Here is a 16908-nt window from a genome sequence, read left to right on the forward strand (position 1 = left end):
ATTGATGAGTATCCGCGGCAACGATATACGGGATTCAACGTACATGAGAGGCAGGCGTAAAGTGGTACGTTCACCGTAACGCAGCCCGGGACAAGGGGGGAGCCGGACCATGGTGTCGCAGACGCGGAAGCAGAAATACTGGCTTGGCGGCAAGCGCGAGGCGGCCCAGGACCGCTTCTTTCTTGAAGCCCTGGACCGGGCGCTGTGGACCGAGGGCGACGCCGATGACTGGGATACCTGCTGGTACACCGGCATGCCGGACAAATCCGCCTTCCGGCAACTCGATGCCACCCGGACCATCAACCATATTCCGGGCAACAACGGGCTCACCATCAAGAGCAACCTCTATCGCACGCTCGCGGAAATGCATGAGCGCATTGCGGCCCAGGAGGGGCATGACAGCGAGGCCGCCCGCCGGCTTCGCTTCTTCCCGAAAGTCTACTCCATGCCCACCGAGTATCACGCCCTCCAAGAGGCGGCCCGGGACAACCCCGCGGCACACTGGATTCTGAAACCGAAGAATGCGGCACGCGGCAAGGGGATCTCCGTCCTGGAGGACGTGGCGCTGGCGCCGCTGGACAACGCCTCCATGGTCCAGGCCTACGTGGGCAATCCCCACACCATGTGGGGGCACAAGTACGTCCTCAGGCTGTATGCGGTGATCACCTCCGTGGTGCCCCTGCGGGTGTACCTGTACGAAGAGGGCTCGGCCAAGCTGGCGTCGGCACCCTACGATCCGGAGCACTTCGACAACGTTTACGCCCACCTGACCAACCCGGACGTCAACGCCACCAACACGGAGAGTGAGTCGCCGGTGGTGTTCCGCAGCCTGGCCAGTTACCGGCAATGGCTGCGCGATGACGGCCATGACGACGAAAAGCTTTTCGCACGCCTGCGGGACATGGTGGCGCTGACGGCCATCGGGGTACGCGAGCGCATGCGCAACCGCCTGGCGGAGATCGATGCGGATACCTCCGGATGTTACGAACTGCTGGGATTCGACTGCCTGGTGGATGCGGATCTGAACCCGTGGATTCTGGAATGCAATCTGAGCCCCTCCCTGGAAGTCTGTGCCGCCCCGAAGGATGGCGGAGACGTGGAGGAGCAGACCAAGCGCCGACTGGTCGCCGATCTCGTACATCTGCTGAATCTGAACGGGACCACATCCGACGCCGACGGCATCGACGACCCGGTTGCGCGACTGCGTGCCGTCGCCGAGGGAGAACTGGCCCGCGCCGGCGACTACACACGCGTCTACCCCAATGCCGATCCCGCGGCCTACCTGCCCTTCTTTCCCCTGCCACGTCACGCGGATCTCGTGCTGGCGGACGCAGTGACGGGAACCGCGCCGCGGCCCTCGGTCAGGCCCCATAGGGTCCAGGAAATCATTGGCGAGGGCCGCCTCGGTCTCTACGGTGAACGGGACGGCACCCTGTATACACCCAATGACGTGGCGGCGTGGATCTGGTTGCAGGCCACCGACGGCATGGCGGCGGACGACATCGCCGACAGCATTCTCGAGGCCCAGCGGCAGGCCGGGCAGCCCGCGGACGACTGGACCGTGCGCCAGCAGGTCTGGGATGTGCTGGCAGACTCCGCCGTGTCCGGCCTGCTGCTGCAGCACGCCGCGACCGACGCGACCGAAGCCGCGGACAACCACCAGCGGGACAACGCCGCATCCGGGCAGACCGACGGCCAGCCCTCATCCTTCTGCGTGATCGCCGGTGAACGCATGTTCCGGATCATGCTGCCCGACGAGGCTGTCGCGGCGCGGGTCGCGCCGGTATTCCCGGCCGCATCCGCGGACACCCCCCCGGAAGAGACGCTCTCGGTGCTTCGCTCCGGACGCGGTTATGCGGTGGCCGATGGCGCCGGCATCCAGGCCGACGGCCTGCGTCTGGCGCAGGTGGCCCCCGTCCTCCGGCAGCTGTTGCTGGCGAGGGGGCCGGCCCGTGCCGATGCGCTCACCCTGGACGGCGTGCTGGTCCCCCTCGGGGACAGGGATGCAACCGGCCGGGCCGGTACCGCGGTGCTGGTCACCAGCCGGGACCCCGCCCTGGCAGGCAGTACGGCGACAATGCTGGCCGGCGCCCTGGCGAGCGCCCCCTGCAGCGGCGGCATCCACCTTGGAGCCGACCGGGATCCGGCCCGCGCCGCCGGGCTGCCGCTGCTGCTGCAACGCGGTCTCCATGCGGCCCCGACAACCGACCACGGAGCGCGCCACATTCATCAGACCCGGGCCGGGGCCACGGTGGACATGCTGGCTCCGCCGCGGTCGCCGGAGGCGTCCGGCTACACCGTAACCACGGTCCTGGTGGCAGGCACGGGTGCCTCCGGGGGCGCCGGCGATAGCCTGCAACCGGCGGACCGGCTGGACGTTCTATCCGCCATGCTGCCGGTACTCAACCGTGACGGCGGCCATCCCCCGTCCTGCAGCCAGCTCGACGGGCTGAGCCAGCGCCTGGATGAATGGGAGCTGCTGACCCTGGACGTCACCGATGCGGCAACCGCCCGGCAAGCCCTCGAGGGCTGGATCACCGCGGACACGAACGCGATTGCCGAATCCTCATGATCCGCCTGCTGACCGCGCTTGCCCGGCTGCTGGCACGGGCTCTTCCGATTGCCCTTTCCATGACGCACCCAGGCCCGGCATCCCACCGACGCCCAAAGCTGCCGGGGATCGGGTGAGGGAAAGGCGCGGCAGGTTCTATGGTCATGTCGAATCGATCTTGTCGGCAGCCTGTTGCGGCGTCATGCGGCCCGTATAATGGACTTATCATTCCCGAGCACACGAGGGGTCAACCATGCATCGCACACTCCTGAGATCGACGCTGTTGCTGCTGATCCTGCTCCCGCTCGCCGCCGGCGCCCGCTCCATGGAGCCTCTGGTCTCCGTGGACTGGCTGGACCAGGAGCTGGGCGCGGACGATCTGGTCGTGGTGGACATCCGCAGCGACATCGACGGCGGTGACCGCCAGGCCTTCGAGGAAGCGCACATCCCTGGTGCCGTGTACAGCAACTACGTCACGGCCGGCTGGCGACAGGACGAGGACGGTGTACCCGGGAAACTCCCGCCGGAGGACAAGCTGGCGGAGTTGATCGGCTCCCTGGGTATCGACAATGACACCGACGTGGTCATCGTCCCGGCGGGCGTGGGTTCCACGGACTTCGGCAGCGCCGCCCGGGTGTACTGGACGTTCAAGGTCCTGGGCCACGATCGTGTCGCCATTCTCAACGGCGGGCACAAGGCCTGGGTGGAGGCCGGCAAGCCCACCGAGTCCGGCTGGAACGAGCCGCGCCAGGCCAGTTTCGAGCCGGCGTTCCGGCCGGAACTCCTGGCCGACGCGGACGACGTGAACGCCGCCCGGGATGCCGGCATCCAGCTGGTGGATAACCGCCCGGCGAATCAGTTCCTGGGCGAGGAGAAGCACCCCGCGGCGCAGGCCGCCGGCACCATCCCTGAAGCGGTGAATCTCGAACAGCAGACGCTGACCCGGGAAGGTTCCGCGTTCATGGTGGACCGCGACACCCTCGACGCCCTGATGGACCAGGCCCGTGTCAGCGCGGACCAGCAGACCATCACCTTCTGCAACACCGGGCACTGGGCGGCCATGGGCTGGTTCGCCCTGAGCGAGATTGCCGGCCAGGACGACGTCGCCATGTACGACGGCTCCATGGTGGAATGGTCGCAGGACGAAAACCGCCCACTGCAGAGCGCGGGCCTGTTCGGCAACTGATTCGTGGTCAGGCAGTGAAGCCTGAAAAGGGCGTGGGTTGGCCGGAATTCGATGCCATCGTCAACCCACGGCATATGTCTGGCAGGGGTCTCGACTAGACGTTACTCGCGGCGCGGACAACCTGATCGCCTCCCCCGGGTTCCCGCTCGCGCTGCTTTTCCGCTCCCAGATAACGCCGCGTTGAAGGTGCCACACCGAATCCTTCCGGCACGTTGATGCCCGCGAGGCTCGCCATAACCCCGATAAGCGCCATGTGATGGATACTGTGACTTTGCAAAAAAGCAAGTTCGCGCGAGAGGCTTGTGTCCAGCCAGTGGTCCTCGAGGCCATGGGAGCAATCGATGACATGTCGTACCCTGATGAGAGTGTCATCGACGGCGCGCTGCCGCATCCCCTCGAAGCTGTTGATGACATCATCAAGGCGCTCAATGGCAAGAGTGCGCATAGTCTCGGTCCGGACATCCCGCTGACGGGCGTGGAAATCAACCGTGCCACCGGGCGCCGCAAGAAGTGCCTCCGCATGTTCGATGGTATGGCGGACCTGCTCACCAATGGTGCTGCCGTAGCAAGGGTCAGCAGCGGAGTTGAAGGCATCATCGTCGAGACGTAACAAAAGGCCTGTCAGGCCCTGAAGGATCTCGGCGTTCTCGGCAAGCAGGCGGTCGACGAGCTCAGACATCACTCCCCCTGGGTTGGGTCAGGCACCGGCTGAAGTCGATTCCCGGGCCATGCCAGACACAATATAACGACCCCCGTATTGCACCCCATGCGTAATTCTACGCAGTCACTCCAAGTATTGACCCGAAGAAACCAGGGAACAATTGGGCGCCTCGGTCTGCTCATCAGCGGGAGCGTGTGTGATCTGCATCCGGAACTACAACAACCAGTCACGATACCGATCCGTGGACAGCACCAACCGCACCATGTCAGAGCTGTTACGTGCGTGAAGCTTGTCCAGCACGTTGGCGCGGTGGACTTCAACGGTACGCACGCTGACATCCAGGTCCGAGGCGATGATCTTGTTCAGCTTGCCCTGCAGCATCCCCTCCATGACTTCCCGCTCGCGGGGCGTGAGCTCTTCCAGCCGCTTTTCCACGGCCAGGCGCTCCGAATGACTTTCACGGGCGTGCCGGTCGAGTTCGAGGCCATTGTTGACCTTCTCCAATAGCACCTCGTCGCGGAACGGCTTTTCCAGGAAATCCAGCGCTCCCGCCTGCACCGCACGCACAGCCATGGGAATGTCACCGTGACCCGAAATGAAGATGGCAGGCATCTCCACGGAGCGGTTTCTCAGGGCCTCCAGTAACTGCAGGCCATCCATCTGCGGCAGACGCACATCCAGAACCATGCAGCCCCGGCTGCTGCCGTCGACTTCATCCAGCAGCGGCTGCGGTTCGCCGAAAGCCCGCACCGGCAGCCCCTCGTTCTCCAGCAGAAACACAATCGCGTCCCGCACGTCGGGATCATCGTCCACCAGGTAGACGGCCTCGCTCATTTCCGACCTCCGTCGGCTTCGCCGCCATCACCGTGCAAAGGCAGAAGAATATCGAAACGGGCACCTGCACCGGGCTCATTGGACGCAAGGATACGGCCACCTTCAGCCTCTACGATCGAGCGTGAAATGGACAAACCCAGCCCCATCCCTGAACGACGGGTGGTAATGAAGGGCTCGAACAGGGTTTCATCTCCGGGAGTACGCAACCCCGGGCCACCATCAATGACAGACAGGCAGGCATGACGGCCGTCTCCGGTGACCGCCGTGCGCACCCGAACCCATCGGCGCGCGGCGTTGCCGCCCCCATCAACGGACTCCAGAGAATTCTGCAGCAGATTCACCACCACCTGCTGCATTCCCGACGCTTCAAGACAGACGCCAACGCGACGGGTGGCAAGTTCCAGGCGCAATTCCACTTCGCGTCGGCGAAATTCCGGGCGCATCAGATCACACGCCTCGCGAATCGGATGGTTCAGATCGACATGTTCGGCTTCCGAATCCCCCTCGGCGAGAAAACCGCGCATTCGCCGGACGATATCCGATGCCCTATCCGCCGTGGTGACGATGCGTTCCAGTGGTGCCTGCAGCTCGCCGGCATCGGCCCCACGCTGCAGTAACCGATTGGCACTCTGGGCGTAACTGCTGACCGCGTACAGAGGCTGGTTGATCTCGTGGGCGATACCCGCGGCCAGCGCACTCATGGCATTGACCCGGCCAGCTCGGGCGAGTGTATGCAGGTGTTCCCGGGACCTGGCTTCCGCCGCCAGCCGCTCCTGGCGCAACGCGGCAAGGAACAGCCCGGTCATCGCAAGCAACGCCAGCTGGGCGTGGAGGGAGAGTAGATCAGGGCCCATACCGGCGTGGGCGAACGGGCCCTTGTTCATGGCCGTGCAGTGGACCGCCACCAGACTGGTAACCATTACCGCCCCGGCTGCCATCCACGGCGGAAACCGCAGAGCCACCAGCATCACCATGGGAAACACGGCATAGGAGAGCGGCAGGGCTATCTGGTCAGAAACCAGGTCCGAGTAAATCACCAGGGTGGTGGCTGCGACCAGCAGCAGTGCACCCACCGCCGCGAGCCAGCGGCCGGCAGTAAGGCGCTCCCAGCGGGCACTGACAAACACCGGGGCAAACAGGGCGACCCCCATGGCGTCCGCCAGCCAGCACAGCAGCACAGCCTTGGCCAGATCGGGGCTCAGGCCGACGGCCACCAAGGCACCACCGAACCCGCTGAACAACGCCGTCACGCCCACGCCCACACCTGCCAACCGGTAGAGCTCCCCCATGGTCCCCAGATCACCGCGGAACCCGAGCCGGGCAAGCAGCCATGCGCCCAGCGCTGCACTCGCGGCATTCCCCAAGCCCATTAGCGTTGCGTCGAGCAGAACGAAGTCCAGCGCCAGATGGGCGATGAGCGAGGCCATGAAAACAGTGACCGTCACGCCGTAGCCGAAGCGCCAGATGGCAGCCAGAGCGATGCCTGTCGCCGGCCAGATCAGCGGGACCTCCGGCTTGTCGAAGGTGAACTCCGCCGCCCACAGCGCCAGCAGGATATACACCGCGAAGGTCAGTACATGCCCCACCAGCGAGAAGCCGGGAGATCGAAGCGTAGAACGTGCAGTCGCCACTTCAGCCATGGCTCGCCCCCGTTGTGCGCTGACGTCAGGCGTCATCGCCATTATGGCAACAGACGATGCAGCCAGCCGACGAGACGCCGGGTTCCCGGCGAATAAAGCTTGTCGGCGTACAGCGTATTCACGGCCCGTCGGTGGATCTGCGCCAGCGTCGGGTAGGCATGCACCGCCCCGGATAGGTGGCCGATCTTGACGCCGGCCTGCATGGCCAGCACCAGTTCATGGATGAGCTCACCGCCGTGCGGACCGAGCACGGTCGCCCCGAGAATACGCTTCCTGTGCACCACCAGCTTCAACAGGCCACCGGTAGAACCCTCGGCCAGAGCGCGGTCCACATCACTGAAGCGAAAGCGCGCGACCTCGACCTGATGCCCCGCGGCTCGGGCGGCCTCCTCGGTCATGCCCACATGCGCAAGCTCAGGTGCGGTGTACGTGACCCACGGCATCACCCGATAGTTGGCACGCTTGGGCAGCTTGAACACCACATTGGCGATCACCACCCCGGCCTGGTACTCGGCCACGTGGGTGAACGGGTAGGGGCCGCAGACATCGCCCACGGCAAAGATGTGCTTGACGCTGGTGCGCATACGCGCGTCCACCGTGATGCCGCTCTTGTCCACCTCGATCCCGGCGTTTTCCAGGGCGAGCGTATCGGTGTTCGGCTGACGCCCGGCGGCGACGAGAATACGGTGCACATCGAGGTGCTGGTCCGCGTCACCACGACGACAGGTCAAGCGGTAGCCACCATCGTGCCCTTCCACCGCGGTCACCGCGGTTCCAGTACGGATATCCAGGCCTTCGTCGGCCAGCAGACGCGCCAGCTCAGCGGTGATTTCCGGATCTTCCCGCGGCAGAATGCGATCCGCCATTTCGATCACGGCGACCTGGCTACCCAGGCGGGAGAACGATTGCGCCAGCTCCAGGCCGATGGGCCCACCACCCAGCACGGCGAGCCGCTCCGGCAGCTCGCGCTGCTGGAAGACGGTCTCGTTGGTCCAGTAATCCGCCTCGGCGAGGCCGGGCACCGGCGGCACGGCGGGGCGCGAGCCCGTGGCAATCAGGATGCGGCGGCCGTACAGCCGCCGGTCACCCACGGCCACCGTATGGGCATCGACAAAGCGCCCTTCGCCGAAGATGACGTCCACGCCGTAGGAGCGGAAACGGTCCGGATCATCATGTTTCTGAATCCCCGCGACGACCTCGGCGACGCGATCCATGACTTTGCCGAGATCGGTGGCGCCAGAGGACGCATCGACGCCGTACCGTTTTGCCTCCCCGGCCAGGTGCGCCACCTCTGCGGAGCGGATCAGCGTCTTGCTGGGCACACAGCCGTAGTGCAGGCAATCACCGCCGAGGTTGTCATCACGCTCGATGAGCGCCACCTTCAGCCCGAGTTGCGCTGCAACACTGGACGTCACCAGACCGCCGACACCCCCACCGATCACCACCAGATCGAACTTATCCGTCATTGTTTTTCTCACCCGCGGTCGCTGTTACCGGCGCCGAGTCGTCCGCTGCCTCGACGTCCAGCGTGGGATCATGCTTGAAGCGCTTGACCAGTCGTGGCAGGAAGATCACTGCTGCCAGCAGCCCCAGCGCGATGAGGATGGCGTTGATGCCGCTGCGCCCGCCGGCCACCGTTTCGGCACCCGCATGCCCGATCCAGGTATAGGCGAAGGCGCCAGGGGCCATGCAGATGAAGGTCGCAACGGCGTAGGGCATGAATCCGATACGGGTCAGGCCCAGCGCGTAGTTGAGCAGGTTGAACGGGAAGATCGGCACCAGCCGCGTGAACGCCACGAACCGCCAGCCCTCGCGCTCCACGCCGACGATCAGTTTCTTCAGCCGCCCGCCGGTGTAGGCAGCCACCAGATCCGAGGCGGCATAGCGTGCCACCAGGAACGCCAGCATCGCACCGACCGTTGCCCCCAGGAGGCTGTAGACGGTGCCGAAAACGGGCCCGAAGAGCACGCCACCGGCAATGGTAAAGACCAGGCCGGGCAGGAAAGCCACCGTTGCAACCGCATAGGCCGCCATGAAGGCGAACGGAGCCAGCATGCCCAGGTCATCCAGGCGCTGCTGCAGGAGCTCCGGGTTGAGTTCACCGCGGAACTGATACCCCAGGACCAGGAGCACCAGGACGCCCAGCCCGAGCGCAATGCGCATGATGAGTTTGCCTTGTCCCGCCATTCGCAACCTTCCTGTTCGATGAAATACGCTGCCAGTGTGCCCGCAAACGCCACACCGTGACATTCGTACTTCCCGTAGCCGGATCTGCCGTAGCGCCTACTCGGCAAGCAGACGGATTTCCCCGTACCACGCCTCAATGGGCTCACCGACATCGTCGCAATCCGTCATGATCGCCAGGGCGTCGATCTCATCCAGATCGCGATCGTGGAAGGTCTTGAAGTCTTCGCGAAGATTGCGCCGCTCGGTGACCCATTGGCCGCTCTCCTCCGGCGGCCCGGACTGCATGGCAATCATGCGCGCCTGGGACGCGTAGGCGTTCTCCCAGTCGGCCCCTTTCGCCATCTCACTGGCCCAGACATAGTTAAGTGCACGGGTTCGCCAGCGGAGAACGCGGTGCTCGTCGACGGCGTACAGACGCGCGGGATAGTCATCTCCCGCCCTGACGGTCTCGTCGATGCCACTGAACGTCTCATCAACCCGCCAAGTCCATTCAACCACCGGGGTCTTGTCCAGATCGATGGTTTCCTCGAGGAACAGCCCCGACGCAGTACCGTCGGTGCACTGGGCATGAACGGCCTCCCGGCCATCCACCTCCACCAGTTCGTAACGCGTTTCGCCCTCGAATGAATGCGGCTCCCAGTCGATGATGTCCGCCGGCGTGTAAACGACTTCACCGGCCATGGAGGCGGTCGCGGTCAGAAACGCGGCAAACCCCGCGATGCGTGTCGACCAAACGGGCAAATTCATGGGCGGAACTCCGTCCAGGAGGGAGAATGTCGAAACAATGTAACGGTTATACGCCGGCGCAGCACATCAGTGAAAACCGAAAGTCGCGGCAGGACGGAAGCCGGTCGGCGCCGAGCGACGCCGACCGGGATGGGGCTAGGGAAACGCCGAATAATTCGCGCGCGCCTCTGGCCGCTCAGCTACGGCCAGCGAAGGCGTCATCCACGGGCGTGTGGAAAATGTGGTTGGTGTAGTTGCTCAGCGTTTTCACCGCCAGCGCCAGGATCACCTCCATGACGTGGCGCTCGCTGAACCCGGCCGCCTTGAAGGTTTCCACGTCGGAGGGCTCCGGCTTGCCGCGGGTGTCGAACATGACTTGGACGAATCGCTGCAAGGCTGCCAGCGTCTCGTCCGGTGCCGGCTTGCCGTCAAGGATGGCATCGGTGACTTCCTTCGGCACCTTGGACATGTTGTCGGCAATCGTGCCGTGCGCGGAGCGGCAGTAGCCACAGCCATTGGCCACGCTGATGGTGAGGAACACCACTTCCTGCTGCTGCGGCGTGAACCCTGAGTTCTGCCGCAAATAGGCGTAGCCGTGTTGATAGGTGGTCAGCACACCGGGCGCATTCGCCATGGCGCCGTACATGTTCGGGACGAAGCCCAGTCCCTGCTTGGTCTCCTGCAGAACCCTGGCCGCGTCGCCCTCGGCGTTATCGGCAGTCTTCAGTTCCAGATCGGTACGGTACGGGGCACCCATGGGACCTCCTCGCGTTTAGGAATGATCGGTTCACAATAGGCTCTAAAAAATCCCCATGCAACGCCTGGCGCTCGCCGGGAATCCGTGAAAGTCCTTATTGTCCCTTTGCCCGCGCTGGCGTGTGATTGAAGGCCAAAGCATTTCAGGGGGCGAACACGATGCGCACGCACGTACTCACCGTATTGTCGTCGGCGGCGCTGGCGGTTCCAGCACTTGCTCTTGGCGATACACGGCTGCCGGTGACCGATCCGATCCTCATGCCACTGGAGCCCTCGGCGTATACCGACGACATGCGTTCCGGCGGTCCGGGGATGGACGGGATCCCCTCCATCGACGAACCGGCGTTCTGGTCCGCCGACCGCGGAGACGAATACCTGGAACCGGAGGATCGCGTCATCGGCGTCTACCGCAATGGCGAAGCGCGCGCCTACCCCCAGCGCATCCTGGTCTGGCACGAGATCGTCAATGACACCATCGGCGGGGACAACGTGGCCGTGACGTACTGCCCCCTCACCGGCACCGCCCTGGGGTTTAAGCGCGGCGAGAAGGAGCTCGGCGTCTCCGGCCGGCTGGTGAACAGCAATCTCATCATGTTCGACCGGGATACGGAGAGCTTCTGGCCACAAATCCTCGGTGCCGCCATCAATGGCGAGCACGAGGGGCACGGACTGGAGGAGTTCCGCGTCATCTGGACCACGTGGAAACAGTGGCGGGAACGGCATCCGGAGACGGAAGTCCTGACCACCGACACCGGCTACGTCCGCAACTACCGCCACGACCCGTACGGCAACTACAACCCGCTTTCGGGCTATTACGAGCCGGAGAGCGACCGGATTTTCCCGGTCCAGAACGAGAATGAACGCTACCCGCAGAAACACGAGGTGTTCGGCTTCCGCACCAGCGCGGGCGCCGTCGCCGTGGACACGGATCACCTTGCGGACGAGGGTGCACTGACCCTCGAGCACGGGGACCACCATTACCTGGTGCTCCACGACGAGGGCCTGGGAACCGCCTGGGTGTTCCGCGGCGACGAAACCGTCGCTGCCCCGCAGGACGTCACGTTCGGCCCCGCGGGTCCGGAGCACGGTGATCTGGATGATCTGGAACCGGTCAACGGCTTCGAGGCCATGTGGTTCGCCTGGGCGGCGTTCTACCCGGACACCAGGGTGATTGACGGCCAATGACACGCTGGATGGCTGCCGGCATCGGTGCGCTCTACGGCGCCATCTACCTGATGGGAGTCGGTGACCTGACCTTCGACAGGAGTGCCGGCTGGTTCATGCAGACCGGCGCCGCCAGCCTCGAGCGCATGACCACCATGCGCTCGCCATTCCTGTTCGAAGGCATTGCCCTGGCGGAAGCGGGCTGGTGGGTCATCCTGTTCAGTCCCCTGAACCTGCTGCTGGCAGTGATCCTGGGGGCGCTACTCACGGTGAACCTCCACGGTGCCATGACCCTGTGGCGGGAGCCTCGAGCCTGCGGGCTCTCCAGTGCGGGCAGCGCCAGCAGCGCCGTGCCGGCACTGCTGGCCGGTTCCGCCTGCTGCGCGCAAGCCTGCTGCTTCTTCTCGGCATGCCCGGCCTGGGCGTACTGGCCGCCGTCTTCGGCTACCTGATTCCGCTGTCGATCCTCGCCCTGGTCGCTTCGCGGATGTGGCAACGCCGCCTGGGTGCACCCCGGTTCCTGGCGCCCTTCTCCCCCACGCGACGCGCAGGGGTGTGATTCATGGTCCCTCGCCCACCCGCAGGATGCGCATGGTGTTGGTGCTACCGGCAATCCCGGTGAAGTCCCCCTTGGTGACAATCACGGTATCGCCATCCTTCACGGCGCCGCTGGTGCGCATGGTCTCCAGCGCATCGGCAATGACGTGGTTGGGGTCGGTGTGCATGATGTCGAAGGCGACCGGGTAGACGTCGCGGTACAGCGTCACCCGGCCGCGGGTGCGCTCGTGGCGGGTCAGCGCGTAGATGGGAATCCCGGAGCTGATACGCGACATCCACAGGGTGGTGGCACCGGATTCCGTGAGCGCAATGATGGCATCGGCGTGCAGGTGATTGGCGGTGTACATGGTGGCCATGGCAATGGCCTCGTCGATGCCCTCGAAGACCGAGTCCATGCGGTGGGTGGAGCGCTGGGTGGTCACCTGTGCCTCGGCGCCGACGCACACCCGCGCCATGGCCTCCACGGTGCGCACCGGGTACTTGCCGGCGGCGGTCTCCGCGGAGAGCATCACCGCATCGGTGCCGTCCATGACGGCATTGGCCACATCCAGCACCTCGGCCCGGGTGGGCATGGGCTGCTCGATCATGGACTCCATCATCTGCGTGGCGGTGATCACCGAGCGGTTGAGGCGCAGCGCGGTGGCGATGATGTGCTTCTGCACCCCGGGAAGCTCGGCGTCGCCGATCTCCACGGCCAGATCACCGCGGGCGACCATCACCGCGTCGGAGGCCAGAGTGATCTCGTCGATGGCGGCCACCGCCTCGGCGCGCTCGATCTTGGCGATGATGCCGGCGTCGGAGCCGACCTCCTTGAGCAGCGAGCGCGCCAGCTCGATGTCTGCCGCCGAGCGGGGGAACGACACGGCGATGTAGTCCACGCCCAGCGCGGCCGCCGCGCGCAGGTCCTGGCGGTCCTTGTCCGTGAGCGCGTCGGCGGAGAGACCACCCCCCTGGCGATTGATTCCCTTGTTGTTGGACAGCTCACCACCGAGTTCCACGCGGCAGTGCACCCGTGAGCCCTGAACCCGCTCGACCCGCATGGTGATCAGGCCGTCGTTCAACAACAGCAGGTCTCCGGGCCCGACATCATCGGGCAGATGCTTGTAGGCCACGCCCACCTGTTGCCGGTCACCCGCGGCCGGATCCAGTGCGGCGTCCAGACAGAAGGAATCCCCCTCCTCCAGCGTCACCGCCCCGTCGCGGAAGCGGTCGATGCGGATCTTCGGCCCCTGCAGGTCGGCGAGCACGCCCACGTCGCGGCCGACGCGTCCGGCGGCCTCGCGCAGGGCCTGCGCCCGCGCCTGGTGATCGGCGGCCTCGCCGTGGGAGTAGTTCAGCCGGACCACATCGACGCCGGCACGGATGATCTGCTCCAGCACATCGGGGGCATCGGTGGCCGGCCCCAGGGTGGCAACGATCTTGGTTCGGCGGGGCATGGCGGGGGCTCCTCTAGGCATCCAGCAGGGCGCGGGTGGTATCGAGCATGCGGTTGGAGAACCCCCACTCGTTGTCGTACCAGGCGCACACCTTCACCAGGGTGCCCTCGGCGACGCGGGTCATGAACGGGTCGTAGGTCGACGAGACCGCGTCGTGGTTGAAGTCCATCGATACCAGCGGCTCGTCGTTGACCGCGAGAATGCCCTTCAGCGGACCGCCAGCGGCCTCCCGCAGCACGTTCGTGACCTCGTCGACGGACGTCGCGCGTTGCGCCACGAAGCTCAGGTCCACCATGGAGACGTTCTGTGTCGGCACGCGCACCGCGAAACCATCCAGCTTGCCGTCGAGTTCCGGCAACACCAGGCCCACCGCCGCGGCGGCACCGGTGCTGGTGGGGATCATGGACTGGGTGGCCGAGCGCGCCCGGCGCGGGTCCTTGTGGTAGACGTCGTTCAACACCTGGTCGTTGGTGTAGGAGTGAATGGTGGTCATCAGGCCGTGTTGCACCCCGATGTGCTCGTGCAGCGGTTTGACCAGGGGCGCGAGGCAGTTGGTGGTGCAGGAGGCGTTGGAGATCACCTGATGGTCCGCCGTCAGGGTGTCGTGGTTGACCCCGTATACGATGGTGGCGTCCACATCGCTGCCACCGGGGGCGGAGATGACGACCTTGCGGGCGCCGGCCTCCAGGTGGGCAGCCGCCTTGGCCTTGCTGGTAAACAGCCCGGTGCACTCCAGCACCGCGTCCACGCCGAGCTCGCCCCAGGGCAGTCGGGCCGGGTCGCGCTCGGCGAGCACGCGAATGCGATCGCCGTTGACCAGCATGTCGTCGCCATCCACCCGGACCTCGCCCCGGAACGGTCCGTGCACCGTGTCGTGCCGGGTCAGGTGGGCGTTCATCTGCGCGTCGCCGAGATCGTTGATGGCAACGATGGCAATGTTCTCGTGGCGCTGCTCTTCGTAGAGCGCACGCAGGACGTTGCGGCCGATACGGCCGTAACCGTTGATGGCAACTCGATAGGTCATGGCTCCTTTGCTCTCCTCGTCGATATCACTATTGCGTGTCGGCGGCGGCGTCGGCCGCCAGCGCCTGGATCCGGGCCCAGTCTTGGGTGGCGAGCGCATGGGCGGGCGCGAGCCACGACCCCCCGACACAGGCCACGTTGGGCAGGGCCAGATAGTCCCGGAATGCGTCCGGCGTGATGCCGCCGGTGGGGCAGAACAGCACGTCCGGCAACGGCCCGGCCATGGCCTTGAGCATGCCCATGCCGCCGGCCTGTGCCGCCGGGAACAACTTGAGTTCACGGAACCCGTATGCCCGCGCGGTCATGGCCTCGCCGGGGGTCATCACCCCGGGCAGGAACGGGATCCGGGCATCGATTGCGGTTTCAGCCAGCATCGGCGTCAGCCCCGGACTGACGGCGAAACATGCTCCTGCGTCCACCGCCTGCCGCAGGTCCTCCGGCTCCAGCACGGTACCGATGCCAACGACGGCATCGGGCACGTCCCTGACCATGGCTGACACCGCGTCCAGGGCACGGGGTGTGCGCAGGGTGACTTCCAGCACCGGCAGGCCACCAGCCACCAGCGCCCGGGCCAGGGGCACAGCGTGTTCCGGCTCCTCGATGGTCAGCACCGGGATCACTGGTGCCGTTGTCATGATGTCGCGCATGGAGGCGCGGGGTGTCTCGCTTTGCCTGTTTCCCTTCGTCATGACTGCTCCGCTTCCCCCTCTGCCGCACCCCCGCTCGCTCGCGGTCAACCTGCTCAATAATTCCGGGAAACGCGCTCAGCGGCTGGCGAACCCGGAGGGTGCCGACGATAGACGGTCGATGACCGTGGGATCGAATTGTAGTTTTACTACAACATAGAAGACAAAAAACCCCGAAACAAGTCCAGCATCAGAACAGGCAGACCACCGGGTTAAGGAACAGAAGCACCCCCTAGCCCAACCTGCTTCCTGCAGCAAGTCCTCATTTAGATGTGTAGTTTAACTACACTTTCTATAGCCATCTTAGCTCGCCAACGCGAACGAGCCTGTCATGGGGGATCCACAGGCAGACGCACGTGTAGTCCGAAGCACCGACAAGGCCAATTCGCGGTACCGTGCGACGCCCCGGACGTTGGGGGCAACGACTGGGCACCGTAAGCGACAGATCGCGGTGGTACACTCGGCGGGCCAGTCCCGATCCACGTAGGCGACCGATACATGCTCACGAGAATCAAGGCGCTGTGCGGCGAGCTGCGTCGCTCCGAACAGAAAGTTGCGGACCTGGTGCTGGAGCACCCGAGCAGTGTCGTTGGCGCTTCCATCGCCGCCATCGCAAAAGGCGCAGGCGTCAGCGAACCAACCGTGATCCGCTTCTGCCGCGCGGTGGGCTGCGCCGGTTTCCAGGATTTCAAACTGCGCCTGGCAGGCAGCCTTGCCAGCGACATCCCTTACATCTCCAGCGGCGTCAATGTCGCGGACACCGCCGGCGATCTCTCGACCAAGCTTTTCGACCGCGCCATCGCCACGCTGGTACAGGCCCGCAACCACCTGAACGCGGACGGTGTCGAGCAGGCCATCGATCTGCTGGCGGCGGCGCCCCGTATCGAGTTCTACGGGCACGGGGCATCCGGCATGGTGGCACAGGATGCCCAACACAAGTTCTTCCGCCTGGGCGTGCCCACCATCGCCTACTCCGACGCCCACACGCACAGCATGTCAGCGTCCATTCTCCCGGCTGACAGCGTCGTGGTGGCCATCTCCCACACCGGGCGCTCGGCGGACCTTCTCCGGAGCGCTGAGCTGGCCCTGACGGCCGGCGCGCGCGTGGTTTCGATCACTGCCTGTGGCTCACCCCTGGCCCTGATCAGCACCGTGGCCCTTTACGCTGACGTCAACGAGGACACTGACACCTACACCCCCATGACCTCTCGCATTGCCCACCTGACCATATGCGACATCCTTGCCGTCGGCGTCGCCCTACGCCGCGGGCCCGAACTGGCGGCATCACTGGAGCGAACCAAGCGCACTCTGGCGGATAAACGGCTCCACGAGGGCACTGAAAACTAACAGGAGGCCCATCACAGGGGTATATGCCACCAGAGCGGAAACGCGTTTCAGAGTCCAGGCTGTGTTCCGGCCTCTCGAGGGCTGGCATTCAATCTCTCACAACCCTTGGCAGGACGGGTGATGAGGTTATAGTGCCGTCCAGTGATGGCATTC

General features: G+C 65.2%; 15 protein-coding genes. 5 read left to right on the forward strand and 10 right to left on the reverse strand.

What is annotated here, in order from left to right; translation table 11 throughout:
• The first annotated feature begins 109 nt into the window (after positions 1-109).
• Both KU884_RS13345 and KU884_RS13350 read left to right on the forward strand, forming a co-directional pair.
• Positions 110-2572, forward strand: coding sequence for a tubulin--tyrosine ligase family protein (locus KU884_RS13345; protein ID WP_167783075.1), 2463 nt, complete (start codon positions 110-112; stop codon positions 2570-2572).
• A 232-nt stretch (positions 2573-2804) separates the two neighbouring features.
• Positions 2805-3737: a sulfurtransferase gene (locus KU884_RS13350; RefSeq protein WP_167783076.1), complete on the forward strand. Its 933-nt coding sequence runs from the start codon at positions 2805-2807 to the stop codon at positions 3735-3737.
• Between the two features lie 94 nt (positions 3738-3831).
• Here KU884_RS13350 and KU884_RS13355 read toward each other — a convergent pair whose 3' ends face one another.
• From KU884_RS13355 to KU884_RS13385, 7 genes are all read right to left on the reverse strand, one after another.
• On the reverse strand, positions 3832-4416 hold the full coding sequence (locus tag KU884_RS13355) for a DinB family protein (RefSeq protein WP_167783077.1): 585 nt from the start codon (positions 4414-4416) through the stop codon (positions 3832-3834).
• A gap of 195 nt (positions 4417-4611) precedes the next feature.
• Positions 4612-5232 (reverse strand): response regulator transcription factor, encoded by a 621-nt coding sequence (locus KU884_RS13360; RefSeq protein WP_167783078.1) that lies wholly within the window; start codon positions 5230-5232, stop codon positions 4612-4614.
• A complete protein-coding gene (locus KU884_RS13365) occupies positions 5229-6872 on the reverse strand; it encodes an MASE1 domain-containing protein (RefSeq protein WP_167783079.1) in 1644 nt (547 codons plus the stop codon). Before KU884_RS13365 ends, KU884_RS13360 begins: the two co-directional genes overlap by 4 nt.
• Before the next feature lie 41 nt (positions 6873-6913).
• Positions 6914-8338: an NAD(P)/FAD-dependent oxidoreductase gene (locus KU884_RS13370; protein WP_167783080.1), complete on the reverse strand. Its 1425-nt coding sequence runs from the start codon at positions 8336-8338 to the stop codon at positions 6914-6916.
• Positions 8328-9059 (reverse strand): TVP38/TMEM64 family protein, encoded by a 732-nt coding sequence (locus tag KU884_RS13375; protein ID WP_167783081.1) that lies wholly within the window; start codon positions 9057-9059, stop codon positions 8328-8330. The genes KU884_RS13370 and KU884_RS13375 overlap by 11 nt, the downstream gene beginning before the upstream one ends.
• Before the next feature lie 96 nt (positions 9060-9155).
• On the reverse strand, positions 9156-9806 hold the full coding sequence (locus KU884_RS13380) for a DUF3047 domain-containing protein (RefSeq protein WP_167783082.1): 651 nt from the start codon (positions 9804-9806) through the stop codon (positions 9156-9158).
• Positions 9807-9981: 175 nt separating this feature from the next.
• Complete coding sequence (locus KU884_RS13385; protein WP_167783083.1) at positions 9982-10542, reverse strand: carboxymuconolactone decarboxylase family protein; 561 nt, start codon at positions 10540-10542, stop codon at positions 9982-9984.
• Between the two features lie 158 nt (positions 10543-10700).
• Here KU884_RS13385 and KU884_RS13390 point away from each other — a divergent pair, with 158 nt between their 5' ends.
• Positions 10701-11726: a DUF3179 domain-containing protein gene (locus tag KU884_RS13390; protein WP_167783084.1), complete on the forward strand. Its 1026-nt coding sequence runs from the start codon at positions 10701-10703 to the stop codon at positions 11724-11726.
• Positions 11723-12157, forward strand: coding sequence for a hypothetical protein (locus tag KU884_RS13395; protein ID WP_167783085.1), 435 nt, complete (start codon positions 11723-11725; stop codon positions 12155-12157). Before KU884_RS13390 ends, KU884_RS13395 begins: the two co-directional genes overlap by 4 nt.
• A 108-nt stretch (positions 12158-12265) precedes the next feature.
• Here KU884_RS13395 and pyk read toward each other — a convergent pair whose 3' ends face one another.
• Genes pyk through eda form a run of 3 tightly spaced genes read right to left on the reverse strand, consistent with a single transcriptional unit; the run spans position 12266 to position 15411 of the window.
• Complete coding sequence (pyk, locus tag KU884_RS13400; RefSeq protein ID WP_167783086.1) at positions 12266-13699, reverse strand: pyruvate kinase; 1434 nt, start codon at positions 13697-13699, stop codon at positions 12266-12268.
• Between the two features lie 13 nt (positions 13700-13712).
• Positions 13713-14723, reverse strand: coding sequence for a type I glyceraldehyde-3-phosphate dehydrogenase (gene gap / locus KU884_RS13405; RefSeq protein ID WP_167783087.1), 1011 nt, complete (start codon positions 14721-14723; stop codon positions 13713-13715).
• Between the two features lie 28 nt (positions 14724-14751).
• Positions 14752-15411, reverse strand: coding sequence for a bifunctional 4-hydroxy-2-oxoglutarate aldolase/2-dehydro-3-deoxy-phosphogluconate aldolase (gene eda / locus KU884_RS13410; RefSeq protein ID WP_254432061.1), 660 nt, complete (start codon positions 15409-15411; stop codon positions 14752-14754).
• A 495-nt stretch (positions 15412-15906) separates the two neighbouring features.
• On the opposite strand from eda, the gene hexR reads away from it, so the two are divergent.
• The gene (gene hexR / locus KU884_RS13415; RefSeq protein WP_167783088.1) at positions 15907-16755 is read left to right on the forward strand and encodes a transcriptional regulator HexR; all 849 of its coding nucleotides are present in this window, start codon (positions 15907-15909) and stop codon (positions 16753-16755) included.
• The last annotated feature ends 153 nt before the right edge of the window (positions 16756-16908 follow it).

This window comes from Aquisalimonas sp. 2447, assembly GCF_012044895.1.
In the GTDB taxonomy this organism is placed as follows: Bacteria; Pseudomonadota; Gammaproteobacteria; order Nitrococcales; family Aquisalimonadaceae; genus Aquisalimonas.